The sequence below is a fragment of the Rhizohabitans arisaemae genome, assembly GCF_025996515.1.
Taxonomy (GTDB): Bacteria; Actinomycetota; Actinomycetes; order Streptosporangiales; family Streptosporangiaceae; genus Rhizohabitans; species Rhizohabitans arisaemae.
Genome location: NZ_BLRH01000034.1, coordinates 1,089,162 through 1,114,336 on the forward strand (window position 1 = coordinate 1,089,162; position 25,175 = coordinate 1,114,336).

A 25,175-nucleotide genomic window follows, 5' to 3' on the forward strand; every position below is an offset into this window, starting at 1 on the left:
TTCTTCCTCCAGAGCTGCGCATGGGCCGCCCCAGGGGCCGATCCGGCTCTCCCCGGTCAGGCGCCCAGAGGTTGTCAGGGACGGCGGGCGAAGGCGGGGGCGTGTTCGGGGCGGGGACCGAAGCCGACGAAACGGGCGGGGTACTTGCGCAACCCTGGGAACCACCGCCCGAGGAACAGGACCGCTTTCGGTGGGCCCGACCGCCTGCCGGTGAACTGCCCCTCGAAGACGACCCGCTGCAGCACGCGCTGGGCGGCCTGAACGATCTTCGTGGGACGCATCCTCCGCCGTTGGACGGCGGCCAGGTCGGAGACGGACACCCGACGGTGTCGCAGCGGATCGGCGAGCAGGGTGGCCGCCGCGACGGCGTCCTGGATCGCGAGGTTGATCCCCACTCCGCCGACGGGGGACATGGCGTGCGCCGCGTCGCCGATGAGCAGCAGCCCGTCGCGGTACCACCGGTTGAGGCGGTTCAGCTTCACATCGAGCATGAACACCTGGTCCATGTCGGTCAGCTGGTCCAGCCGGTCGGTGAAGTCGGGGCGGATCCGGGCGATCCGCTCGCGGAACCGCTCCACCCCCTCGGCCCGGATCCGGGCGTCGGCTCCCTTCGCGGTGAGGTACGCCAGCTGGTAGTAGTCCTCACGGGAAAGGGCGAGCACCGCCCCGGTCCCCCTGGCCCGCGGAACTATGCCCGCCGGCGTGTTGTCGTCGCCGGGTAGCTTGGGCAGGCGGAACCACCACACGTCGAAAGGCACGGGAAACTCCTTGGGCACCAGGCCCGCCTCCCGGCGCAGCGTGGAACCCCGCCCGTCGCAGGCCACGGTGAGCTCGGCGCGGATCCTCCCCTCCCGGCCGTCCTTGGTGCGGTACGCGACCCCGGCGACCCTGTCGCCTTCTCTGATCAACCCGGTGACCTCGGTGTTCATCCGCAGAGTGAAGGTCGGTTCCCGCCGGGCGGCGTCGGCGAGGAAGTCGAGCAGGTCCCACTGGGGCACCATCGCGATGTAGTTGTACGGCGGGGGCAGCCTCGTGAAGTCCCCCAGGGTGACCAGGGTGCCGTCGGGGGCGGGGAACGCCACGTTCCCCAGCCGGCTCTGCGGGAGCGCACGGAACCCCTCGCCGAGGCCGAGCTCGTCCATGAGCCGCACGGTGGCGGGATGCACGGTGTCACCGCGGAAATCACGCAGGAAGTCGCCGTGCTTCTCCAGCACGGTGACGGCTATCCCCGCCCTGGCCAGGAGCAGGCCGAGCATCATGCCCGCCGGGCCACCACCGCAGACGAGGGCGCCGGTGTTCTCGGTCATGATCACCCTCCCAATATTTCATCAGACGATGAATATTTACGTTGCCAGAGTAACCCAGTCAATGCCGATCGGAAAGTACCGCCCGGGATTCCGCCGGACGACGACGCACGAGGCTTTACCAGGCCATGACGCGTGACGCAGACCACTCGGATCGATCACGACCCCGTGAACCCGGTCGACCACGCACCGGGTCGTGCACCCTCTCCCCTGGCTCTACCCGGACCGCATGTCCGTCCACCAAAGAAGTACGGAGGCCGCCTCCGCGGCGATCACGGGCAGGCGTCTCCGATAACCCTTTGCCGAGCGCATCGAAGAACGTCTAGCGTCGCCGAGGTGCGTACCGTCATCGTCGGCGACATCCACGGCTGCTACGACGAACTGCTCGAACTCCTGGAGAAGGTCGAGCTCCGCCCCGACGACCTGCTGATCGGCGTCGGCGATCTGGTCGACCGCGGTCCGGCGCCCGGCGAGGTGGTCGGGCTTTTCCGCGAACGCCCGAACTCGGTCGCGGTCATGGGCAACCACGAACGCAAACACGTCCGTGGGATCTTCTCCTACGCCCAGGAGATCACACGCCTGCAACTCGGCGACCGCTACGCCGAAACGGTCGACTGGATGCGGACGCTGCCGTACCACTTCGAAAACGAACACGTCCGTGTGGTGCACGCCGCGCTGATCCCGGGAATCCCGCCCGCCGACCAGAAGGAGGAGATCCTCTGCGGCTCGACCAGCGGTGAACGGGAACTCGCCGCGCTGTTCCCCGGCGGGCACTGGCACGACCACTACACCGACGCCAAACCCGTCGTGTTCGGCCATCACGTGACCGGGCGAGAGCCGTTGATCCGCGACGGCAGGGTCTTCGGCCTGGACACCGGCGCCTGCCACGGCTGGAACCTGACCGCGCTGTGCGTCCCCGGGTTCACGGTCCACTCGGTGGCCGCACGCGCCGACCACTGGTCGATCGCCAAACGCCGGTGGCAACTGCCCGTCCTGAAGACCAAGCCGTGGCGTGACCTCACCTGGCCGGAGCTGGCCGGGACGATCGAGCGGTTCTCCTCGGCGACCGACCCCGCCACCCGCGGCTGGCTGGAGTCGGTCGAGGAGTGGGCGGCGGACCTGCGGGCGTCGTTCCCCGCCCTGACGGACGCTGCATACGAGCTCGCCGACGGGCTCACCGCCGACGAGCTGCGACGGCACCCCGCGGCGAAGTACCTGTTTCAGGCCCGGGACGGTCGGCTCGACCAGGCCACCCTGGCCAAACGGTGCCCGACGCCGCGCAAGACCGCCGAACTGGCCGCCGCGCTGGGGCTGGTCGTGACCGAGCCGCCCGATTGAGGAGCACCGGGCTCCGGAAGGCGACCGGCCGCGGCGTTTCGCCCGTACGGGATGTAAGCCCGTACGGGATGTAAGCCCGTACGGGATGTAAGCCCGTACGGGATGTAAGCCCGTGCAGGATGTCAGGCCACCGGGCGGATCCGACCTCCGGTATGCCGCAGGAGTGCGGCTTCCAGCCGGTCGCGGACCTCGGCCTGGGCCGCGATCCGCTCGTTGAGGACCGCCAGACGCTCCCACGCGACCCGCAGCCCCTCCTCGGAGGGGTGCGTCGCCGCGAGGTCGCCGTCCAGACACGGCAGGAAATGTCGTACGTCCTCCAGGGTGAGCCCGACGGCGAGCAGGTGACGGATGTTGCGGACCCGGACCGCCGCGACCTCGTCGTAGACGCGGTAGCCGTTCGCGGCCCGCGCGGAGGAGATCAGCCCCGCCTCCTCGTAGTGGCGCAGCGCGCGGGCGGTCGTGCCGGTCGCCTCGGCCAGTTCGCCGATCCGCATGACGTTCACCTCCGCCACCACTCTAATCACCTCCCCTCACCTTCGATCACCCGACGACCGCCCCGCCGTCGACCGGAAGCACCACCCCGGTCACGAACGACGCCTCCGGCGCGGCCAGCCGGGTGATCGCCCAGGCCACCTCGTCCGCCCGGCCGATCCGGCGCATCGGGGTCTTCTCCAGCTGCCATTCCCGGACCGCCGCCAGCTGCTCAGGGGTAAGCCCCTGGTGTTCGCCGATCGGGGTTCCGATCGCGCCGGGGGCGACGGCCACCACCCGGACCCCGCGGTCCGCCAGCTCGACCGCCCAGCTCCGGGTCAGCGTCTCCAGCGCCGCCTTGGTCGACGCGTAGACCGAGGTGCCGGGCCACGCCCGCTGCCCGATCGAGGTACTCACGTTGACGATCACCCCGCGGGATTCGACCAGCAGGGGTAGCACCGCCTGGGTCAGCAGGATCGGGGCGACCAGGTTGACCGAGAGCTGAGCCGTTACCGCCTCCGGGGTCACCGTGCCGAGTGCACCTCCCTGCACGATTCCGGCGTTGTTCACCAGTACGTCCAGGCGGCCGTACCGTTCCCGTACGGTCCGCAGGATCCGATCCCGCCCGTCGTCGGCGGTGACGTCGGCGGGCAGCGGCGTGATCAGGTCGTAGCCGTCGGCGGTCTCCTTCAGCGGCTCGGCTCGCCGCCCGATCGCGATCACCCGGGCGCCCTCGGCGGCGAAGGCCCGCGCGGTGGCCCTGCCGATCCCGGTACCCGCTCCGGTGACGGCGACGACACGGCTGTCCTGCGGTTCGATGTGGTTCATGCCCGCCATCGTGCAACCCTGACGCCGGCGGCAAGGTCAAGCGGTGAACCGCGATCCACGGTGGGTACGGCCCGCAGGCCGTACCCACCTCATCACGGACAGCCGCGGTACGGGTCAAGCCGGCCCGGCGGGGTCGACGTCGGTGCGGAGGATCGCGTACAGGATCTGGTCGTGCCAGGCGCCACCCCGCCACTGGGCCCCGCGCAGGACGCCTTCGCGCCGGAACCCCGCCTTCTCCAGCGCGCGCTGCTCGGCGTGGTTGAGTACGTCGGTGGAAGCCTCGATGCGGTGCGCGCGGGTGTGCGCGAACAGGTAGGCGGCGAGCTGCCGTTGCGCCTCCGTCCCGACGCCGTGTCCTCGATGACCGGGCCCGACCGTGATGCCGAAGGTCCAGCACCAGGAGGTGGCGGGCGGGCCCCAGGAGGTCTTCCACCATTGGATGCGGCCCGCCACCCGGTCGCCCGCGCAGATCGTCATCACACCGCCGTCGTCGCCGAGCAGCCCCGTCTCCGCGAACGCCCGCCGCTCCCCGGCCACCGCGCGGTGGCCGAACCATTGGAGCTCGCTCGCCTGCCGGGGGTAGAGTTCCCGCTCGAAGATCGCCAAATCCTCGTCGCGGACAGGGCGGAGGGTCACCTGGGTCACTTGCGCTTCTCCCCTTGGGTTGCCAAACAGGTTCACGAGTCGGATGCGGTGTTCATGAACGCCCGCAGGTTGGAAAGGTGCCGCCGCCACCCGTCGCCGTGCATCTCGACCGCCGGGAAGGGCCTCCCACCCGGTGTGCCGGAGGTGGAGGGCGGTGCCCGTCCCGCTTTCCCGCAACCGGATCTCGACCCTGGTCCGCGCGGGCCAGCCGTCGTCGGCCCAGGTCAGCACGAGCAGGTTCGGGGGGTCGAATTTCACCACGAAACCGGAGGTGACCTGCGCCCTGTCCTGGTCGTCCGTCCAGTGTTCCGCGAAGCGGGCGCCCACCACCGGATCAAGCTGCAGGTAAGACCACCATCCGTCGCGCCCTTCGGGGGTGACGAAGGCCCGCCACACATCGACGATCGGCGCCTCGACGTACTCCGACACGTCGACCACCGGCTTCTCTTCGATCACGGGCCGAGCCTACAAGATCATATTTGGGCGTTCACACCGATTCATCACCATACGACCCAGAGCTGTGCTGCCCGCCTTGGCCCTACGCCGAGCCTCGATCACCGACATACTTCACAGATCTCTCCTTGTTCTTGATCTCCCCTGGTCTAGGAGATCCCTTGGAACTCGGTATACCGCAGCATATTTGCCGAAATTATCGGATGCCATAATAGAGTCGGCATCAAAATCGAGTTCGCCTCGGGAATCCGGTCATCATCCGCGGCGCCCCGCGAACGAACATCCGTCCGGACACCGCCCCACCAGGGGTCACAGACCACGTCGCCGGATAAAGGAGACATAAGGGAAAGAATTCCGCGAGCTTCGGCACGGCACCGCAGACGCGAATTTCCAGCTCTTCGCCACGAGAACGCGATTTGCGTGATGGAAAAAGAATTTCCAAATGAGCCGGCAAACTCGCGCCGATAATAGAAGTCATGAGATGGCGCGTGGTGACGTGGGCCGCAGGGGTAGTCGGGTTGACAGCCGCAATCGGCCTGGTGCTGATCGTCATATCGGAAGGGCCCGCCAAGGCCGCAGGCCCGGCCGGGGTGATCGCCGCGCTCTGCGAGGTACTGGCGGTCACGCTGGCGGTGACCGGGTGGGCCGGCCTGCGTCGATCGGCCGCCGAACAGGCGTCGCGGACCGAGGCGGCCGACCGGGACGCCTCGGCCGCCCCCACCGGTGGCGGCGCCTGGCCTGCCGCGAGTCAAGGCGAGGCCGCCAAGGCCGGGAAGTACACGGTGGACGTCAGGCACGCCGAGGGGGTGCAGATCGGAGAGCACAACACTCAGCACATCGTCCCCCGGCGTCCCCCGAACGATGAGAGCTCCAGCGGGGCCCGCCGAGAGTGATCCGCCCCGCGAAGTCGGCGAAGGATCCGGCCGAACCCCGAACGCAGGACGGGTGCACCGTTGACGTGCGCGGCGCCACCGGGGTGCTGATCGGCGACCGCCGCGCACGGCACCTCCATCACCACACCGAGACTGTTGACGGCCGTCCTTCGCCGCCCGGCATACCGACGGGGAACCGGATGGCTCCGCCGAGCCGATCGAGCTCCGGGAGCACGGTGCCCCGACATGCGCCGGGTTCGCCCAGGAGTCACCCCGATACAGTACGGCGGATGCCGAACCCGCTTCCCACGCCCTCGCGGTGCTTGCGGACCTCGACGTCCATGACGTCCGCCTTGGCCGGGGGTTGCGACCGGGCGCGCGCGCACGCCGTATCGGAATCCGCAGCTTCCCGGTAACAATCAGCCGTCCCGGACCACTTCCTCATGTCAATGACATCCGGGACGAAAGGGCGGGACGGTGCTGGACGAATCTCAACGCTTCACCACCATCTACGACGACTGTCGACAACGCGTCTGGGCCTATGTGGTGGCCCAGGCAGGGCGACAGGTCGCCGACGAGGTGGTGAGCGAGACGTTCGCCATCGCCTGGCGCAGGCTCGACGACATACCGCCGAATCCACTGCCGTGGCTGCTCGGGGTGGCGCGCAACGTGACGCGCGACACCGTCAGGGCGGAGATCCGCCGGGAGGGTCTCGCCGCCCAGCTGCGGGAGTGGACCGAAGGCGACGTGGCCGACGAGGTGACCGAGCGGCTCGGCGTGCTGCACGCGCTCACCCGGCTGGCGCCGGAGGATCGGGAGCTGCTCGTGCTCGTCGCCTGGCAGGGGCTCGGCCCCCGCGACGCGGCGAAGGTGATCGGCTGTTCGTCGGCGGCCTTTCGCGTCCGGCTGCACCGGGCGCGGAAACGGCTGAAGCGGGAGATGGAGTCCACCGTCCCGGCCGCGCCCCGGGTGCGGCGTCTCAGTGAGGAGTGGTCATGAACCCGATCGAAGAACTACGCCGTGCCCGTCCGGCCCACCTCGGCGAGACCACGGTGGACGAGCGGACCAGAAGCGCCGAGCTGGGCTACGCGATGGCGCAGCCGCGGGAGGCCGGGCGTGCCCGGCGCACGATGATCAGGCCGGCGTGGGGGCTCGGCCTGGCGGGTGCCGCGGCAGCGGTGACGGCGATCGCCCTCCTGGTCTCGGGCACGGGTACGGCGCCACGGGCTCCCGCCGTCGCCCAGGGCACCCCCAGCCCGGTGGCGAGCCCGAAGCTCGTCCTCTCGGCCCGGCAGGTGCTGCTCGCCGCGGCGACCACGACGGCCCGTGAACCGGCCGGCCAGGGGGCTTACTGGCAGACGGTCGTCTTCCACTCGGGCGTCAGCCAAGCCAAGGGTTACACGGTGACCACCGGACGCCGCGTGGAGTCGTGGGTTCCCGCCAAGCCCGGCGCGCAGGCGTGGGAGCGCTCCCAGGAGCTGGGGGCCAAGCCGACCACCCCCGACGACGAGAAGGCCTGGCGTGCCGCAGGCTCGCCAACCAAGATCACTATTAGCGAGGGCGGCAAGCCGTTCGAGGTCCCGACCGCCGCCGGCAAGGTGGAGACCAGACGCTGGCCGCTCCCCGACGGCGACAAGGTGTACTGGCTTGGCCGGAACGTCTCGATGAAGGATCTCCGCGGCCTCCCCGCCGAACCGGACGCGCTGAAGAGGTGGCTGCTGTCGTCCTACAAGGGCACCGCCACGGAGACGAATGAGCCGATGGGGCGGGACGAGTGGCTGTTCTCGGTCGCCGCCAACATCGTGATCGAGATGCCGGTCACCCCCGACGTGCGGGCCGCGACGTTCCGGATGCTCTCGGAACTCCCGTCGATCAAGTCGCTCGGCGAGGTGACCGACGCCGAGGGCCGGACCGGCCCCGCGGTCGGACTCGAGATCACGACGCGGGACGACGGCCCGATGCTGCACCGTCTGATCATCGATGCGGAGACCGGGCGCGGGCTGGCCTCGGACGTCGTGGTGGTGTCGCCGGACTTCTCGGCGGCTCCCGGGCTGACCCCGGGCTCCATCCGGTTCTCGACCGTGGTCAAGGAGGCGGGCTGGACGGACGAATCCCCGGCTAAGTAGCCGGACAAGAGGACCAAATCGGGCACCCTCCACGGCCGTCGTCCCCCGATCACCCGACCGGGGGACGACGGTCCGTACCGTTCCTAGGCGCGGTTCATGGCCCGGGTGCCCACGAGCAGGCCGAGGGCCGCCACGATCGCTGCGGCGAGCAGCCCCCAGCCGACGGCGCCGGTGAGGATCTCGCCGTTGAACAGCGCACGCTCGGCGTTCACCACATAGGTGAGGGGGTTGACCTTGGAGAGTGCCTGCAGCCAGCCGGGTGCTCCGTCGACGGGGAGCAGCATCCCGGCGAGCAGCAGGAGCGGGAAGATCACAGCCTGCTGGACCGACCAGAACAGCCACTCCCGGTTCTTCGACGCGAGGGCGAGCGTGTAGGAGAGCGCGCCGAGCCCGACGCAGAAGACCCCGAGGATCAGCAGGCCGATCAGGGCACCCCCGAGGTGCGGGCGGAAGCCGAACGGGATGGTGACGACGACGATGAGAGCCGTCTGGGCGAACATCGGCACGATCTCCTTCAACGCCCGGCCGATGATCAGAGCGGGACGGCGGAGCGGGGACACCAGCATCCGTTCGTGTGATCCGGTGTGCATCTCGTACTGAAGGTTCGAGCCCACGGCCGACGTCCCGAACAGACAGGACATCACCACGATCCCCGGGACGAACCACTGCAACGCCGAGCCGCCGCCCACGGTGCCGGGGAGCAGCGGGGCGAACAAGCCCAGGAAGAACAGCGGCTGCACCATGGTGAAGATCATGGAGAACGGATCGCGCAGCACCGGCCGCAGCTCGCGGCTGAACACCGTGACGGTGTCGGTGACCAGGGTGGTGTGCATCGGGCTCCCTATCGGGTTCGAGGAGGTCTGGTACGGCGCCGCGGCTCGCGCTGACACCAATCGGTACATCGGTCCGCGCGACCGGCACCCCGTGGCGACGTGTCGCCGGAACGGCAGGTCGCCGGGCTTGCCTGCCTGCGCTTGAGGGTCTGCGCGCATGTGAAGGCCGGTGAGCCGGCGAGGTCAGGATGAGGCCGAGACGCCTTCCTCGCGCAGGCTCCGGCCGGTCAGGGTGAGGAAGACGTCGTCGAGGGTGGGCCGGGCGACCTCCACCGCGGCGACGGTGAGGCCGGACTCGTCCAGGCTCTGCAGCAGCTTGGGCACGAGCCGGGCCCCACCCCGGGACTCGATCGTCACCCGCGTCCCGCTCCGCTCGACCTGCGCCCCCGCGATGCCGGTCGAGCGGGCGACCGCGTGAACCGCGTCGTCCTCGCGGTCGAAGGAAAGGGTGATGCGGTCCCCGGCGTAGTCCGCCTTGAGCCGTTCCGGGGTGTCGTCGGCGATGACCCTGCCCTGATCGATCACGATGACCCGCTCGGCCAGCTGATCGGCCTCGTCGAGGTAGTGCGTGGTCAGCACGATCGTGGTCCCGTGCTCGGCCCGCAGCCGGCGGATGTGTTCCTGGAGGTTCGCCCGGTTCTGCGGGTCCAGCCCCGTGGACGGCTCGTCGAGGAAGAGCAGCTCCGGGGCGTGGATCAGGCCCATGGCCACGTCGAGCCGCCGCCGCTGGCCCCCCGACAACGACGACACGACCCGATCGGCGACCGCCTCCAGGTCCAGCGAGGCGATCAGCTCGGCGGCCCGGGCCCGGGCCGCGGGCTTGCCCATCCCGTAGGCGCGGCCCTGGCTGATCAGCTCGTCCCGCCCCCGCTGGCTGTGCCCGGCCCCGTTGCCCTGCCCGATGTAGCCGATCCGGCCGCGTACCTCACGCCGCCGGGTCCGCACGTCGAATCCGGCGACCTTCGCCGTTCCCGAGGTCGGGGTGAGCAGCGTGGTCAGCATCCGCAGCGTGGTCGACTTCCCTGCCCCGTTGGGCCCGAGCAGCGCCACCATCTCCCCGGTCTCGACCCGCAGGTCCAGGCCGCGTACCGCTTCGACCGTCTGCTTGCCCGCGGTGAAGTGCCTGGTCAGCGCTTGCGTGTGAATCATCGTCCGGCTCATGGTGTCCACACTAGAGCGGATTCCGGCCAGTTCCTGACCTCAATCCCGCGACGATTCCCCCGCAGGCCGACCAACCTGGAAAACGATCGGTAGCGAGATCGTTTCCCAACGGATCTCATCCCTCGGGGACGATCTTCCGGGTCACCCCCTGCTTGTGGGCACGCACATTGGCGATCAGACCGACGATCATGATTGCTCCGTACACGAAGAACGGCCAGCCGTGGAACCGGCTCGGCGGCCAGCCCTCGAAGGTGTTCACCAATCCGGCCCCGATGACCAGCAGCGCCGGAATCGAGCCCAGGATGCTTCCCAGTCGGCGCCACCGGGTCAGCAGGACTCCAAGGAGCACGCCGGCGATGACACCGGGCAGCACCATGAGCAGGAACTCCCCGCCTGGCACGGGACCGGCGTCCCCCGCACCGAGGAAGAGCCGCTCAAGCCAGGAGTGACCGAGAATCGTTGGGACGGAGACGGGAAAGGCCATCAGCTGGATGGTCAGGAACCCGAAATAGAGATCCCCAAGGTCGCCGTAAACGGCTTGCCAGGCGAGCGTGCCGACGGCCGCCAGATAGGCCAACACGAAAAGAACCGGCGGTAGACCGGGTTTTCCGGCGATAAAACGAATCATAGGACAGCCCCTCGGAGATGTGATCGTCGACATGATCGCAGTCGGCCGCCACATAGCACTGCATAAATCGGCATATCGCTGAGGCCGTCCCCCAGGCCCCGTCCGCTGCGGCGATGAGCGTCCCGACCGACCTACGCCCGGCGCGTGCAGGGTGGCATACGGGCCGGAGCCTGCGCCTTGCTCGCCGTCGCCGTCGGGCGATCCTCGTCCGGAGGTTCACGAAGCCTCTCCCACCGGAGCCGGCGAACACGGTCCTCAGGCATCTCGATGTTGTGGAACCGCATCTCAAGGCGGGCGTTCACCCCGGCGGGCATCCGAGTCCGGACGCTCTCCCCCGAGGTGAACCGTAAATCCCCGGCAGAGGGGAGCACCCCGCTACGGGCTAGAGTTCAGATTCCGGCCGATTTCTGACCTGAATCAGGGGGAACGTGGATCCATGGCGAACACGAGCTCACGCATGCTGCGACTCCTGTCCCTCCTCCAGACCCACCGCTACTGGACCGGAAGCGAACTGGCCGACCGGCTGGACGTGAGCGAGCGGACCCTGCGCCGCGACGTCGACCGCCTCAGGGAGCTCGGCTACCCCGTCGAGGCCAGCCGCGGCGTCGCCGGCGGCTACCAGCTGCAATCCGGTGCCGCGATGCCGCCCCTGCTCGTGGACGACGAGGAGGCCGTGGCCATCGCGGTCGGCCTGCGGACGGCCGCGGGTGGGGCGGTGACCGGGATAGAGGAGACCTCGGTGCGCGCCCTCGCCAAGGTGATCCAGGTGATGCCGCCCCGGCTGCGGCGCCGTCTCGACGCACTCCGGACCTCCACGGTGCCCGCCCTCCCCGGGAACGGGCCCACCGTCGACGCCGAGGTGCTGACCACGCTCGCCCAGGGCTGCCGCGACGAGGAGCGGCTCCGGTTCGGCTACACGGCCCGCGACGGCGCTCGGACCACACGGCTGGCCGAACCGTTCCGGCTGGTACCCCTCGGCAGACGCTGGTACCTGATCGCATGGGACGCCGAACGCCACGACTGGCGGACCTTCCGGGTCGACCGCATCAGCGCCCCGGAGCCGACCGGCCTGCGGTTCCGGCCGCGCGACCTGCCCGGCGGCGACCCGGTGGCCTTCATTCGCGACCGGCTCGCCTCGATCCCCCGGCCGCATCAGATCACCGTGTTGCTCCAGGCCCCCGCCGAGCGGGTCAGGGCGGCGGTGGGACAGTGGGCCACCGTGGAGGAGCTGGACGACGGAACCTCCCGGCTGCTGATGTCCGACGAGGGATTCGACTGGATGCCGCTGGTCCTGGCCTCGGTGGGCGCCGAATTCGAGGTGGTCCACCCACCCGCCCTGCGCGACCGCCTCCGCGCCGTCGGCGAACTCTTCCTCCGCTCCTGCGGCCCGGCCGCCGAGAAACCCGCGTGACCCTCGCGGACACGACGGAGACGACCCCGGGAGTCATGCGACCGGCCGGGCGCAGCCCGTACGGAACCGGTGTCTCCGTGGATCGACGCCGGACCTCGGCGCGGCGTCCCGGCCGTGCGCAGCAGGGGCGATTCCACATCACAGCGCCCCTTCGGTGACGTCACCCACTTGACCGGGCGAGGGCGCGGTCAGCCGGCGTCGTCGCCGGTTTCGGCGCCTGAGTCGGCGAGGAGGTCGAGGATCCGGGTGGTCAGCCGTTCGAGGACGGCCACCTCCTCGCGGGTCAGCCCGTCGAAGAAGAACCGCCGTACGACGCCGACGTGGCCGGGGGCGGCGGCGGTGATGGCCTGGCGTCCCTTCTCGGTGAGCACCACGAACGCGCCCCGCCCGTCCGCGGAGCACTCCTCCCGCTCGACCAGGCCCCGGCGCCGCATCCGGGAAAGGTGGTGCGACAGGCGGCTCTGCTCCCACTGCAACCCGGACTGCAGTTCGAACGGGCGCAGCCGCGCCTCCGGAGTGTCGGTGAGCTGGACCAGCACCTCGTAGTCGGCGAGGGAAAGACCCGACTCGTGCTGGAGCTCGCGATTGAGTCTCGCGGCCAGCCGGCCCTGCATGCGCAGGTAGGCCCGCCAGGCGCGCTGCTCGTCGGCGTCCAGCCAGCGAGCGTCGGGCTCGGAGCCCGCCCTGCCGGGCCGGTGGGGACCTTCCATGCCTCCACCCTATCCCGGGTGGATGACACGTCATGCGGTTGAGAATAAATGATGCGTCATGTATGTTGACGACGAATGTAGATGACGGATCATCTACCGACGCCTCCGAAACGCTCCGGAAGGGAATCCCATGACCAGGATCACGCCGACCCCGCGAGTGGACGTCCGCCGCGCGGACGAGCGCTTCACCACCGCCACCACGTGGCTGGACTCCAAGCACTCCTTCTCCTTCGGCGGTCACCGCGACCCCGCCAACACCCACCACGGCGTACTGCTGGTCAGCAACGACGACAGGGTCCACCCCGGCACCGGCTTCGACACCCACCCGCACCAGGACATGGAGATCGTCACCTGGGTCATGGAGGGCTCCCTGGTCCACCAGGACTCGACCGGCCACTCCGGCGTGATCTACCCCGGCCTGGCGCAGCGGATGAGCGCGGGCACCGGCATCCTGCACTCGGAGAAGAACGACTCCTGGCGGCTGCACGGCGGAGCGGCACACGACGACCCGGTGCACTTCATCCAGATGTGGGTGGTCCCCGACGAGCCCGGAATCACCCCCGGCTACGAGCAGCTCGAAATCGACGACAAGCTGCTGTCCGGCGGCCTGGTACCGGTGGCGTCCGGCATGGACAGGCACGACGGCGCCTCCGCCATCCGCATCAAGAACCGCTACGCCGCGCTCCACGCCGCCCGGCTGAGCCCCGAGCAGAGCGTCGAGCTACCCGATGCCCCGTACCTGCACCTGTACGTGCCGCGCGGCACGATCACCCTCGAAGGCGCGGGCACGCTCGGCCCCGGCGACGCCGTACGGTTCACCGCCGTCGGCGGACAGCGGGTCACCGCCGTCGAACCCGCCGAGATCCTCGTGTGGGAGATGCACGCCACGATCGCCGCCTGACCCGCAGGAGGGCCCGCCACAAGACGGTGTGCACGTAGCCATATTTCGAACACACGCAGGATTTCTATAGAAGAACCACCGTTTATCTCGATTACACATCGATTATCTGCAACCCTGACGCCATGGTTCACCGATCCGTCAGGTTGTGAGTGGTGACGACATCGACAACCGACGGTGTCCGTCTGCTCGGACCACTCGAGTTCCGGTGGGCGGGCGCGCCGGTTCCGTTGCCCCGGCGGCAGCAGCGGCTGCTGCTCGGCGTGCTGGCCCTGTCGGCCAACCGCATCGTGTCCCTGGAGCGCCTGATCGAGGTGTTCTGGCCGGAGGGGCCGCCCGAAGGCGGGCGCCGGCAGATCCAGGTGCTGGTCTCCCGGCTGCGCGGCCTGCTCACCCCCGCGGGGGAGCAGGCGGTGGTCCTCGCCACGGGTTCGGGGTACGGGCTGCGCATCGACCCCATGGTGGTGGACGCGCACCGCTTCACCGTCCTGACGGAGCGGGCCGGAGCCGGCGCCGGCGACGAGGAGAAGGCCGACCTGCTCCGGCAGGCGCTGGACCTCTGGCGCGGCCCGGTCCTCCCCGAGGCGGACCCCGGCGCCGCCCGCGACACGCTCTGCGTCGCGCTGGAGGAGGCGCGGTGTGAGGCGGTCGAGGAGTACGCCGAGGCGTCGCTGCGGCTGGGCCGGCACCGCCGGCTCCTCGGCCGACTCGCCGAGGAGGTGGCCGCCAACCCCGTCCGGGAGCGGCTGGCCGGCCTGCTGATGCTCGCGCTCCACCGCTCCGGCCGGGTCCCCGACGCGCTGGACGCCTTCGAGCGCCTGCGTGAGCACCTGGCCGGGGAACTCGGCATCGACCCGAGCCCGGACCTGGTACGGCTGCACCGGAGAATCCTGTCCGGCGACCCCGGTCTCGGCCCGAGCACGGGGTCCGGCTCGATCCTGCGACGGGCCGGGCCCACAGGGTCGCCCGGGATGTGGACCGGCGACCCGGAGGGTGAGGGACTGGTCATGCTGGGCCTGGGCAGACTCCGCTTCGCCCAGGACCGCTTCGCCGAGTCCTTGGCCGCCTACGAGCAGGCCGGTCGCGTCTTCAAACACCTCGGCGACCGGCGCCACCTGGCGTCCGCCCTGGACGGCACGGGCACCGTACTGGCCAAGAGCGGCTCGTTCGAGGCCGGCGAGGCCAACCTGCTGGAGGCCGCGTCGATCTTCTCCTACCTCGGCGACCTCGGCGGGCGCGCGCACGCCGTCTACCTGCTCGGCTTCGTGGAACGCGAGCGCGGCAACGACGAGTCGGCGCTGCGGCTGCTTCACCGTGCCCTGGCCACGTACCGGAAGATCGGCGATCGGCGCGGCGAGGCGCTGCTCCAGCGCAGCGTCGGCCTGGTCCACCGAGCCAGGCGCGAGTACCGGCAGGCCATGGTCCGGACCCGCACATCCCGCCGTCTGCTCGCCGCACTGCCGGACCCGCACGGCGTCGCCTACGCCGACCAGTCGCTGGCCAAGATCCAGATTCGCATGGGCGACCTCCGGCCGGCCGAGGCCGCGCTCCTGTCCAGCCTGAGCGTCTGCACCCACCAGGGCGACCGCTTCGGCCGCGCCCTCGGCCTGCGCACACTCGGCGAACTCCGCCTGGAGCAGGGCGCGATCACCGACGCCAGAACCGCACTCGCCGACGCCCTCGTCCTCTGGGACACCTTGGAGCTGCCGCTGTGGCGGGCCCGTACCCTCCATGTCCTGGCCGAGCTGGAGCGGCGGTACGGCGACGCCGCCGAGGCCGACGCCGCCCGCCGGGAGTCGGCGGCCGTCTTCCGCAGGCTCGGCAGCCGCGAAGGCCGCTGACCTCACTGGCAAATCGGTGGCAACACCCCTCGCGTAGCGTGCGCGCCAGCATCTTCACTCGGCGCCGTAAGGAGCGCTTCATGAGGAGATTGAATATTGTCGCCGCGGCCATCGCGACGACCCTGCCCCTGATAGCCGTCTACCCCGCCGAAGCGTCCACCGCGACGACGACGGTGACACCCCCCGACCAGGCCGCCGGGCCCGGTCAGTACCACTCCGAAAACAAGTCCTTCGAGTTCAGCGAGATCGATGTCGCGGCCGGGCTGATCGGCCGCAAGCACAGCGTGAGCGCCGTGACCGGCGGTATGGCCCAGCCGAGGTCGCTCCCGGCCTCCCGCACCGACCTGTCGGCGTTCGGGCCCGGCTGGGAGGTCGAGATCCTCGGCGGGCTCACCGGGCGGAAGCTGGAGACCCAGAGCGGCGCCGTCCTCGTCACCGAGCTCGGCTCGGGAATCCAGGTCCGCTACGTGTTCAAGAGCGGCGACTCCTTGCCCGGCGGCGGCGGAGTCAACCGCTACGAGGCCGAGGACGGCTCCACCCTCACCGAGACCACCCGCCCGGATGCGGGCGTCATGCGCACCACGATCGTCGAGACGGTCGCCGGAGACCTGTCCGCCACCGAGCCGGGCGACGACACGTTCACCGACGCGAGCGGCAACCCGATCGCCGCCGCCGACCTCAACCAGACCTATACCTGGGAACAGGCCGGTGTCTCCGGTGACATGTGGCGGGTCACCGGCATCGGCACCAAGGCGTTCGACGTCTCCACGGTGAAGTACGACGCCCAGGGGCGCGTGGCCTCCGTCCACGAGCCCGGTGTGGGCGAGGCCCCCAAGGTCACGCTGGAGTTCGCCTACGCCACCTCCACCACGGCCGTCGGCGGCACCTTCGGCGACTACGCCGGCCGCCTCAAGAAGATCACGGCAGCCTCCGGCGCCGGCGCCCCGGAGACGGTGGCGGCCTACGGCTACGACGTCGCGGGGCTGCTCCGCAGCGTCACCGACCCGGGCGACGGCGGCTTGTCGTCGACCTACTCCTACGACGGCGTCGGGCGCCTGACCGCGTTCGACTCCCACCAGTCGGGCGGCTGGCAACTCGCCTACGCCGGTCAGTCGGCGCTGCCCACCGCGACGTCCACCTCCGCCACCAGGTGGGGGGACGCCTCCGACACCCCGCCGCCGGACCTGAATCCGACGCCGCCGCAGCAGTCCCCGGGCCCCGTCGCCGGCCCGATGGCCTACCCGTCCTCCTGCAACCGGGCCCACCACTGGATGTACTACAGCCGCAGCGGATGCTCCGCCTGGGCCGCCCACTACGGCTGGCACAGGCCGTACTGGAGGCAGCTGCCCAGCCGGCGCTGGGTCGTGGGGATCTTCAACGACCACTGCACGAGCGCGCCCGACCGGCCCTTCGGCTTCGACTTCCGGCCGGCCTGCGACATGCACGACTACGGCTACGGCGTGATCGGGAACAGCTGGAAGACCTGGTACTACCCCTACCACCTCGACCGGTCCAGGAAGGGTGAGGTGGACACCCTCTTCTACACCACGCTGCGCGACTGGACCTGCAACGCCTACCCCTGGTACAAGCGCGGGCTCTGCCGGAACACCGCCCTGACCTACCACGCGGCCGTGCGCGCCCGCGGCAACCCCAAGAACGGCGCGGACGCGACCCGGCCCTGACGCCTCGGCCACGCCCGCGAACGAATCCGGGGAAAGCGGATCGTGGTGAACCGTGTCGTGTTTCACCGCGTCACGACCCTCGTGGCGATCCCGTTTCCCCTCGCCGTCGCGGCCGCCCCCACGGCCGCGACGGCCGGTCCTTGGGCGGAGCCCGGCCGGCGCGGAACCCGCCGCCGGAGCCGCAGCCCGGGACACGTCGTGACGAGGACCCGGGCCGACCTGCCCGCCGCGTCCGGCGCCGGTCGGGTGCTCCGGACCGGCCTTGGCGTGAACGCCGGGAACTGTGAACATCACCGACGGGATGCCGTGCCGGTGAAGCCACCCGGCGTCGTGATCCGGAGCCAAGATGTGTCCTCTGGCAGCCTGAACACGGACCTGGCCTAGGTGATGGGTTCGACAGGGTGTTCTGCGAGCGTGAATCATGTGGTGTGAACACCACTCGCTCAAGTGCCTTCGAGTGATCGACAAATGCCCCAGTTCATGCGACTATCGCCAACTTCTCCACTCAGAGTAGCTGGATCAATGCATTTCACATACATAACTGTAAAGCACCCTATTGTTAGCATTTTTTAGGATGTAAACGGCAGTACCATCCATGGCCAGCAGCCGGATGAAGTGCCATGGCTACGGATGGACCATATGCTTGCCCAATCGCCCGGCGCAGCCCGTACCCGGTCGAATGCCCCGCGTTCGCGTGCCACGACAAGGATGCTCGATCGGTACGACATCGGAGCCGAATGATCCACCGCGAGGCCGTCCGTCGCAGGACGGGGCGGGCGAATCGGCGTGGCGAAGGCTAGTCGAGCCGGCGCGGCTCGCCCGTCCCGAGGGCGAAGGCCACCCGCGGCCGCATCGGCTCCGCACCCTGCCGGGACAGGAGGTGCACCTCGCCGACGCGTACGGACATGTCGCCGAGCCGTGCCCTGCACACGTCGGCAAGCCGATCCGGATCCCGTGTCCTGCCCAAGGTCAGATGCGGGATGAAAGGTCCGGTACGGGCTTTGCGGCGCGGGAACCGGCGCTCCAGCGCGCCGTGGAGCCCGATCCACGGCTCCGCCCCCGCCGCCGCCGGGTCAAGCCAGACGGTGACGGCGGAACGATGCCGGAACGTCCGCACGCCGTAAAGCCGGGCGGTGAACGGGGCGATCTCGGCCGCCGCGGCGGCCAGGAGGGGTTCCGCGTCCTCGAACTCGGTCTCCGGGACGAAGGCGAACAGGAACGTCACATGCGGCGGCCAGCGCAGGAAACGCGGATCGTGTTCCCTGCGGATCTCCTGGATCGGCGGCCAGAGGTCTCTCGGCGGGACCCATGCCACAGCCGTCCGGGCCGTCCTCGCCGTCCGCCCGTACGACCTCCCGGCCGGCGCGGCCTCGGCCGGCGTCCGAAGCCCGCGCGGTTCCGGTACCCGGCCGGCCCGCGCGGAGTCGACCCGGTCCAGGCCGGTCTCCCGATCCCAGACCAGCTCGCCGTCCGCCTCGATGAACAGGATCCGATGCCAGGGGATGTCACCTCCGGGGACGAACGAGAGGAGCGGCATCCGCTCGGGGGCGGCTCCGCGTACGTTGATCCCCAGGACGAACCGCTCCGGATCGAAGCGGGGATCCCAGCGGATCCGATGGTAGATCTCGTCGCTCGTCCGCACGCCTACCCCCCCGTTCGGGACTCCGGCGACCTCCACCCCTCCGATTTACCACGTGCGATGCCTATCCCCGCAGGCAGGGGTCGGGAGAACGGGCCTCATCCCGAACCTGCGGGCACCGCGTGGCACAGCATGGAATTGATCAAGGGCACTCATGATCCGTCAATCCGTGGATCGTGGGTTCAAATCCCACCCGCCCTACCGCGCCTCGCTATCCATATATGCCCTGAACTGCATATTCTCCGCTCTCTAGACTTCACGCCCGTGCGGCCAAAAGTCACCGAACGCAGCTGCAAGCCACCCTTCATGCGACATATGCCGACTGCTTTTGAAACCGCTCAGCCTGAGGTTGCTACTACTCCTCAGAGTCGAGGAGACCAAGACCCCGCATACCACAGGTTGAGCGGACGAAGGCGATGGGTGATCGAACAGGCCGTGGCGCTAGCTTCATGCCACTCTCCATACCCGCCTGCTGGCCAACGGAATGAGGCCCGTGACACCCAGCGCCACGCCCAGGACGGCGATCGCGACCGGCACGGAGTCAATGGCGGTGACCGCGCCCGCCACCAGCGGACCGAGCGGCATTGCCGCAGTGACGGCGGCGTTGAGTAGTGCGAAGACCCGGCCTCGCACCTCTTCCCGCACCTTCGTCTGGATGTACGCCGACACGCAGACCGATGCGCACCCAGACGGAATACCGATTACCAGGAACAACGGCACCATCGCCACAGGGGTGTCGACCATGGCGATTCCGAGCATGGCGACACCTTGAACGACGGCATTCAGAGCGAGGACTGGACCCTTGCGCGAGTACACGAGCAAACGACGGGTCAGGAAGAGCCCGATGAAGCGGCCCGCCGCCCAGGTCCCGGTGAGCACGCCGTACCAGACGCCGCTGCTGTATCCGTGTTCCAATAGGACAGCGGGCAAGAGGAGCGTCAGGCCTGCGGCTGCCAGGTCGATGACCGGCAGGGTGGGCACCACCCGCCGCACCACCGTATCGGTCCGGACGACCGCGAGTCCCTCGGCCGCCGAAGACCACCAGCCGTCGAGCGCACGGCGTAGCACCGCCCGATCCAGCGAGGTCTCCTGCCGCGTGAAGATCGGCTGAGCCCGGATCATGGCACTGAGAGACAGCAGGAACGTGCCAGCGTTGATCAGCATCGCCGTGACCGCGCCGACCGCCACGGCCAGCACCGCCAGGCCGGGCCCCGCCAAGCCGGCGATCATGCCGGCCGCGAGCACCCACACATCGAGGCGGATCAGCTGGCCCTCAGTGTGCGCCGCAGTTGCCAGAGCGGACTGCAGCGCCGGTTGGAACAGCATTCCGGCAACGCGGAGTGCCACCACGCTGACGAGAACGGCCACGAGGGAGAGCCCGAACCACCAGAGCACACCGGCGAAGATCAGTGAGGTGACCAATCGTGCCGCGTCCGACCAGACCAGGAGGCGGTGCCGCGGCAGGCGGTCTACCAGAACACCCGCGAACGGCGCCAGCAGTGCGCTCGGCAGGAACTGGGCAAGGCCGACCGTGAGGGTACCGGCCACAGCGCCGTACTGGGCGGTGACGAACCAGGCCACTGCGGCGAAGAACAGCCGGTCGCCGGCGGCAGACAGAGCCAGCGCCGACCAAGCGAGGAGGAAATGCTGCGGCAAGCGTGGCCGGGCTGCGGCTTCCGAGGACGACTTGGGCGCATGGGTGGGCATGGTCGTCCTTACCAGGTGCGACCGAGTGATTCGAGGACCGGCGGTGTCGGGTCCAATGCGGCCGAACGATGCAGCCAGTATCTGGCGGTGTCCTTCTGACCTGCCTCCGCGTACGCCACGGCCGCGAAAAAACAAGCCCGGGCCTGCTGTGCGAACTCACACGAGGCCGCCGCCGCGAAGGCGGACGCCGCGCTGAGCAGGTCGCCCTGGCCGATCATGACCTTGCCCAGGGCAAACCAGGATCGCGCGTCGTACGGGTCCAGGGCAACCAGCCGATGTGCGGCATCAGCCGCCTGCTCATGCCTGCCGAGCATTCCGGCTGTCTGGCTAAGCGTCTCAAGTGCTGGAAAGTGGTGGTCCCACAACAGCAGCTGCAGCGCGGCGTCGTCCGGCCGCTGCGCGGTCAGCAGGACATCTGCTTGGCACAGATGCTCGAGGGCGGTCTCCGCTTGCCCGGCGAGAAACGGGTGGAACGCCATAGCCCGGTGCAGGGTACTGCGGAGCAATGCAGATCGAAACTCGTTGTCACCGGAAAGGTCGCGCAGGATCGGCGCTCCCACCACGTAGGCACGGCTGAGCCGATCACCCGCCGGCCGACGTTCTTTTCCGCGCCGCACCAGCACAAACCGGATCAGTCGAACACGTTCCGGGATTGCGAGTGTCGGGTCTGCGGCCCGAGCCAACGCTGCCTCTTCGAACGCGTCGCTTGTGCCGTGCTGGATGAAGAAGGTCGAGGCGATGTCGGATGGGTGGTCGCTCATCCGGACAGCCGTGATCGGGTTCGCTTCAGGTTCGATCCGGTACAGGTCCAAGATGCTCTGTTTCGTGCCTAGCCGCCATAGGATCTGTGCCGCGTGCCGGAACAGGTCGTCTGACAGTTCATCCGAACCGGCAATGCCGGTGCAGACGCGGTGAAGCAGGGAGTCGGGCGCGGCGGCGGCGGACGGTGCCAGCGTGAGTCCGACGTCCTGCAGTCTTCCGAAGCCGGCCGCGACCAGAAGTCGCCACCAGCTCGGCACCACGGTGTCCATCGGCAGTGGAAGCTTGGTCCCGCCGTTGACAAACAGGTCAGCAAGCAGGTAAGTGGTGCGCGCGTGAAGCGGCGCCCGTGGCGAGGGCGGGCGCAGGTCGAAATACGTGGCGCACGATTCATCGTGTCCGGCCGCCGCCATCCGCTGCAGGCGGGTGGTGAGTGCCGCGCGTCCGCCTGGCGGCGCATAGCTGCGCAACATCGCCATCGTTGTCTTGGCATTCATGGCAATCCAACTCCTCTGAGCCACGCGTCCAGAAAGCGAACCGTCTCCGCGATGGATTCTCGGCGCCGGGGAATATGCGATTCACCGACGAGCCTGAGCACGGCAGCCGGTTTGTCCCGGTCGACGGCTTGCGCCGTCACCGCCGCGGAAGCCGTGATGTCGGCTGTGCCGTAGACGACTCGCCAATCCTTGGGGAGGTCCTGGGCCTGTTGCTTCGGGCAAGGCGGCTCCGCACCGGGCACGAACGCCTGGTGTAGGAATCTGGTCAGCGGGCTGTTCACGGCTACCGGGTCGGCGCCCATGGCCAACAGGTCGGCAGTGGTCCACGGACCGTTCATGGTCACCAGGCCGGCGACCGGTGCGTCGAGATGAGCCACCGCACGGGCTGACAGAAAGGCACCGTAGCTATGCCCGACGAAGGCCAGCTCGGTACCTGGATCGCGAAGGCCGAACCGACGCATAAGGGCGCGGGCCGCCTCGGCCACCAGGGCCGCGTCGCGAGTACCGAACTGACCCCGACGGAAGATCGGGAGACGACCGAGAACGGCAGCGGTATAGGGCGCTTCAAGCTGAACGACCGTCCAACCACGTTCCTCTATCGTTTCCACGATGGGATCCCAGCCGGGCAGCCATTCACCGTACGGACCGCCGCGCAGCAGAATCACCAGGCCGACGGGCGGCCGGTCGGAGCGGAATGTGATCGTGCGCAGCGAGCCCTCGGACGTCTCCACCGAGCCGAACTCGGAGTGGGAGGGACCCAACAGCGGCAGAAGTGCCGTCTCCATTGTTGTCGGCGGCATCCGGTGCCGGGTGGCGATCGCCGCCACCGCATCACCGGAGCGGAACAGTCGGCCCAAGGTCCATCCGGCGAGGGTCTCATTCCGCCGGCTATTGTCGTCAAACGAATGCGTAGTGAGTATCGAGTCCGGCCACCGGCGAGTGACCCAGCACAGCCGCTCCTCGTCCAGCCAGCAGATCCCCGGGATCGCCTCAGCGTCTGGGACGTCGATCAGCCGACCGTTCTCAACCGACACGATCCGGCCGCCGAGCACCAGTGCGATTCGTCGGCCCATTGGCGAGATCGCCATGTCCTGGGGTCGGCTGCCCAGGGCGATGGTGGTGACCTCCAGACTCCCGTCGTGCCAAGAGGTGATCCGGATATGGAATCCGCTGGGACCGCCGACCACCCAGGCCGCTCCGTCGACCCCTGCTGCCTGCACGAGGTCGGGAATGATTTCGTCAGCGTCGCCCGTGACCTCTAGGTTTCCGGGGGGCTCCTGCGTGGGCACCAGCGAAGGGAACCGGATTCCGGCCGGAGAGACGACACAGAGCCGGGATTGGACGACGCAAGGTACCTCGCCGACCTCCAGCTCCACCACCGGGATAAGGGACGGCAGGGTCACCACTGCCGCCGGGACCGCACCGCCACCGATCTCGGCGAGCAGGACTCCGTCAACGTCTCCGAGGACCCGGCGCACGCCACAACCGCGGACGTCATAAACGTGGTCGCCGTGTGGAGTTCGTATGATCACGCGCTCCGGCACCCCATGGCCCTCGACGACCGCCACGCGATCGTTGCCGAGCATGGATACCGACAGCGGCAGGGAGACCGACATAATCCGTGCGACGAGATCGTTGATGTCGTGTTCGTGCCGCATCCGTACCCCACTTCGACGCTAGCCACCGTCTCCCCAGCCGTAGAGTTTGAAGGTCGCCTGAGCGCCGATAAGCGCGGCGCTCAGGCGACCTTTCTCAACACACGGCTCAGAGGCCGTACTCCCATTCGTTGAGTGCTTCGTAGATCTCTACGACCTCATCCGCAACTTCGATTTCCTGCATTGTCTTCACCTCCGATCCGAAAGAAGGGGTCATGCCAAGCTCCGAGCGCGACAGCTGATCAGGCAGTCGTCACGCGGAGCAAGTTCGAGGAATTGCCCATCCAGGAGATTCGCCCCTTTTTGCAGAACTCGATTGAGCGTGGCCGGCTCTTGATGCCTGGCGAGGTAGCGCACGGCCTCCTGAACCAGCAATGCTGAATCAGCGCACGGCTGAGGGGACAGGGTCCCGGCCGCGACCAAGGCGAATCGGTCGATGGCAGCGAAGGTGGCATCGCCGGCGTGGCGGGCACGGGCCAGCAACATCGCCTGCAGGCATCCCGCGCACGCGGATCGTCCCGGGATGAACAGCGGGCCGACACGGCCGCCACCGGTCTGGATAGACGGGATGCCCAGGCGCAGCGACGCCTGTGACACCCACAGCCGGATCGTTCGGTGCGGAGTGTCCGCGGCACCGATGATCAGGGCGCTGTCGCGTGCGGCCTCCGCGATCTCCTCCGAGCTGGTCATCATCCGCTGCTCGAATCTCAGGTCGGCGGCCGGGAACATGGACGCGAGGCGTTTCTGGAGGACGGCGGCCTTCGGCCGGCCGATGTCGTTCGTGTCCACCAGCGCGGTTCGGTTCAGGTTGCTGGCCGCCACGACATCGCCGTCCACGGCCGTCATCGCGCCGATGCCGGCGAGGAGCAATTGGTAAGCGATCCAGCTGCCGGCTCCGCCCAGTCCGAGGACGAGCACACGAGCCGAATGCAGTCGCTCGAGGTATTCGAAGCGATCGACATCCGATGTCTCGTAAGCACCGAAGTAGCGCAATGAACGCGCATGGCGGTCCAGTTCAGCGGCCGGGATACTCGTCGGCCGGGCCGGTGACTGCAGCGCCGCTACATTGTCCAATGCCTCAAGGAATCGTTCGGCGGTGTTGAGACTGTTCACATTGAGCTCGCCGCCTATCCCGGAAAGAAACTCTGCTCGGGTCATACCGAGGACCAGTGCTTCTACTGCCTTCGCCCAACTCGGCGAGAAGGGAACGCGGACGGATCGGCCACGACTGTTGACCACGATCTGTGAGTCGATGACCATCGTCGTGACATTTTGGCGCAGCTGAAGAAGATCATCATTCGCCGTCATAGCCGTCCCCCGTGTGATCTGAGTGGGTATGGCACAGCACTCACTCGTTCAATCCGCCGTAGCCCTCTCGCCCGCGAGGGTGGCCCGGACTACAAGCGACTCAGCCCCCTGAACACCGAACCGGAGCACAGCTGCAAGCGCATGCATAGTTGCCCCCTCAGTTGATCTCCGCCCGATTTCCGAAGCCTGTCGAGAGCGTGTATAGGCGGCGTATAACCTCCCGGCTCCGATGCCCGGCGACCTTTCTCCCGAGCAGGCTCGGCTCGGTCCTTCTGACGACTACTACAGCCCACCGCCTGCAGGTTCCAGCCGTCTGCGAGTCCCTGGGACGTCCACGAGCCCGTATATGCGGGATGTGTACAACCAGGCTCCATGCCCGATGCGGGCACATACTTCGCGGCAACCGTGG

General features: G+C 68.8%; 21 protein-coding genes. 8 read left to right on the top strand and 13 right to left on the bottom strand.

Annotated features, from left to right (window positions below; all coding sequences use genetic code 11):
- Positions 1-74: 74 nt before the first annotated feature.
- Positions 75-1,307: an FAD-dependent oxidoreductase gene (locus RUR_RS20570; RefSeq protein WP_283136726.1), complete on the bottom strand. Its 1,233-nt coding sequence runs from the start codon at positions 1,305-1,307 to the stop codon at positions 75-77.
- A 333-nt stretch (positions 1,308-1,640) separates the two neighbouring features.
- On the opposite strand from RUR_RS20570, the gene RUR_RS20575 reads away from it, so the two are divergent.
- On the top strand, positions 1,641-2,642 hold the full coding sequence (locus RUR_RS20575; protein ID WP_283136727.1) for a metallophosphoesterase: 1,002 nt from the start codon (positions 1,641-1,643) through the stop codon (positions 2,640-2,642).
- Between the two features lie 122 nt (positions 2,643-2,764).
- On the opposite strand, the gene RUR_RS20580 is transcribed toward RUR_RS20575, so the two are convergent.
- The 3 genes from RUR_RS20580 to RUR_RS20590 form a co-directional block, all read right to left on the bottom strand.
- Positions 2,765-3,166 carry a MerR family transcriptional regulator gene (locus tag RUR_RS20580; protein WP_346349054.1) on the bottom strand — a complete coding sequence of 134 codons (402 nt, stop codon included), beginning with the start codon at positions 3,164-3,166 and terminating at the stop codon, positions 2,765-2,767.
- Positions 3,167-3,182: 16 nt separating this feature from the next.
- On the bottom strand, positions 3,183-3,941 hold the full coding sequence (locus RUR_RS20585) for an SDR family NAD(P)-dependent oxidoreductase (RefSeq protein ID WP_283136728.1): 759 nt from the start codon (positions 3,939-3,941) through the stop codon (positions 3,183-3,185).
- Positions 3,942-4,055: 114 nt separating this feature from the next.
- The gene (locus tag RUR_RS20590; RefSeq protein WP_283136729.1) at positions 4,056-5,042 is read right to left on the bottom strand and encodes a GNAT family N-acetyltransferase; all 987 of its coding nucleotides are present in this window, start codon (positions 5,040-5,042) and stop codon (positions 4,056-4,058) included.
- 473 nt (positions 5,043-5,515) lie between these two features.
- On the opposite strand from RUR_RS20590, the gene RUR_RS20595 reads away from it, so the two are divergent.
- From RUR_RS20595 to RUR_RS20605, 3 genes are all read left to right on the top strand, one after another.
- Positions 5,516-5,932, top strand: a complete 417-nt coding sequence (locus tag RUR_RS20595; protein ID WP_283136730.1) for an RIP homotypic interaction motif-containing protein — start codon at positions 5,516-5,518, stop codon at positions 5,930-5,932.
- Positions 5,933-6,388: 456 nt separating this feature from the next.
- A complete protein-coding gene (locus RUR_RS20600; protein WP_283136731.1) occupies positions 6,389-6,910 on the top strand; it encodes an RNA polymerase sigma factor in 522 nt (173 codons plus the stop codon).
- Positions 6,907-8,037: a CU044_5270 family protein gene (locus tag RUR_RS20605; protein WP_283136732.1), complete on the top strand. Its 1,131-nt coding sequence runs from the start codon at positions 6,907-6,909 to the stop codon at positions 8,035-8,037. The genes RUR_RS20600 and RUR_RS20605 overlap by 4 nt, the downstream gene beginning before the upstream one ends.
- Positions 8,038-8,120: 83 nt before the next feature.
- Here the strand turns inward: RUR_RS20605 and RUR_RS20610 are convergent, their stop codons facing one another.
- The 3 genes from RUR_RS20610 to RUR_RS20620 all read right to left on the bottom strand — a co-directional run bounded on the left by RUR_RS20610 (position 8,121) and on the right by RUR_RS20620 (position 10,611).
- The gene (locus tag RUR_RS20610) at positions 8,121-8,870 is read right to left on the bottom strand and encodes an ABC transporter permease (protein WP_283136733.1); all 750 of its coding nucleotides are present in this window, start codon (positions 8,868-8,870) and stop codon (positions 8,121-8,123) included.
- Positions 8,871-9,053: 183 nt separating this feature from the next.
- Entirely contained in the window at positions 9,054-10,019 is a 966-nt protein-coding gene (locus tag RUR_RS20615) for an ATP-binding cassette domain-containing protein (RefSeq protein WP_283136734.1), read from the bottom strand.
- Positions 10,020-10,146: 127 nt separating this feature from the next.
- The gene (locus tag RUR_RS20620; protein WP_283136735.1) at positions 10,147-10,611 is read right to left on the bottom strand and encodes a hypothetical protein; all 465 of its coding nucleotides are present in this window, start codon (positions 10,609-10,611) and stop codon (positions 10,147-10,149) included.
- A gap of 484 nt (positions 10,612-11,095) precedes the next feature.
- Here RUR_RS20620 and RUR_RS20625 point away from each other — a divergent pair, with 484 nt between their 5' ends.
- On the top strand, positions 11,096-12,070 hold the full coding sequence (locus RUR_RS20625; protein ID WP_283136736.1) for a helix-turn-helix transcriptional regulator: 975 nt from the start codon (positions 11,096-11,098) through the stop codon (positions 12,068-12,070).
- A gap of 188 nt (positions 12,071-12,258) precedes the next feature.
- On the opposite strand, the gene RUR_RS20630 is transcribed toward RUR_RS20625, so the two are convergent.
- A complete protein-coding gene (locus tag RUR_RS20630) occupies positions 12,259-12,780 on the bottom strand; it encodes a MarR family winged helix-turn-helix transcriptional regulator (RefSeq protein WP_283136737.1) in 522 nt (173 codons plus the stop codon).
- Between the two features lie 130 nt (positions 12,781-12,910).
- Between RUR_RS20630 and RUR_RS20635 the strand changes: the two genes are divergently transcribed.
- The 3 genes from RUR_RS20635 to RUR_RS20645 all read left to right on the top strand — a co-directional run bounded on the left by RUR_RS20635 (position 12,911) and on the right by RUR_RS20645 (position 17,201).
- Entirely contained in the window at positions 12,911-13,681 is a 771-nt protein-coding gene (locus tag RUR_RS20635; protein ID WP_283136738.1) for a pirin family protein, read from the top strand.
- Between the two features lie 152 nt (positions 13,682-13,833).
- Entirely contained in the window at positions 13,834-15,519 is a 1,686-nt protein-coding gene (locus RUR_RS20640; RefSeq protein ID WP_283136739.1) for an AfsR/SARP family transcriptional regulator, read from the top strand.
- 80 nt (positions 15,520-15,599) lie between these two features.
- Positions 15,600-17,201 (top strand): phospholipase A2, encoded by a 1,602-nt coding sequence (locus tag RUR_RS20645; protein ID WP_283136740.1) that lies wholly within the window; start codon positions 15,600-15,602, stop codon positions 17,199-17,201.
- A gap of 796 nt (positions 17,202-17,997) precedes the next feature.
- Here the strand turns inward: RUR_RS20645 and RUR_RS20650 are convergent.
- The 5 genes from RUR_RS20650 to RUR_RS20670 form a co-directional block, all read right to left on the bottom strand.
- Positions 17,998-18,843: an RNA repair domain-containing protein gene (locus tag RUR_RS20650; RefSeq protein WP_283136741.1), complete on the bottom strand. Its 846-nt coding sequence runs from the start codon at positions 18,841-18,843 to the stop codon at positions 17,998-18,000.
- A 444-nt stretch (positions 18,844-19,287) separates the two neighbouring features.
- Positions 19,288-20,547, bottom strand: a complete 1,260-nt coding sequence (locus RUR_RS20655; RefSeq protein WP_283136742.1) for an MFS transporter — start codon at positions 20,545-20,547, stop codon at positions 19,288-19,290.
- An 8-nt stretch (positions 20,548-20,555) separates the two neighbouring features.
- Positions 20,556-21,803, bottom strand: a complete 1,248-nt coding sequence (locus tag RUR_RS20660) for a tetratricopeptide repeat protein (protein ID WP_283136743.1) — start codon at positions 21,801-21,803, stop codon at positions 20,556-20,558.
- The gene (locus RUR_RS20665) at positions 21,800-23,461 is read right to left on the bottom strand and encodes an alpha/beta hydrolase family protein (protein WP_283136744.1); all 1,662 of its coding nucleotides are present in this window, start codon (positions 23,459-23,461) and stop codon (positions 21,800-21,802) included. The genes RUR_RS20660 and RUR_RS20665 overlap by 4 nt, the downstream gene beginning before the upstream one ends.
- A 210-nt stretch (positions 23,462-23,671) precedes the next feature.
- A complete protein-coding gene (locus RUR_RS20670; protein ID WP_283136745.1) occupies positions 23,672-24,766 on the bottom strand; it encodes a HesA/MoeB/ThiF family protein in 1,095 nt (364 codons plus the stop codon).
- Positions 24,767-25,175: the final 409 nt, after the last annotated feature.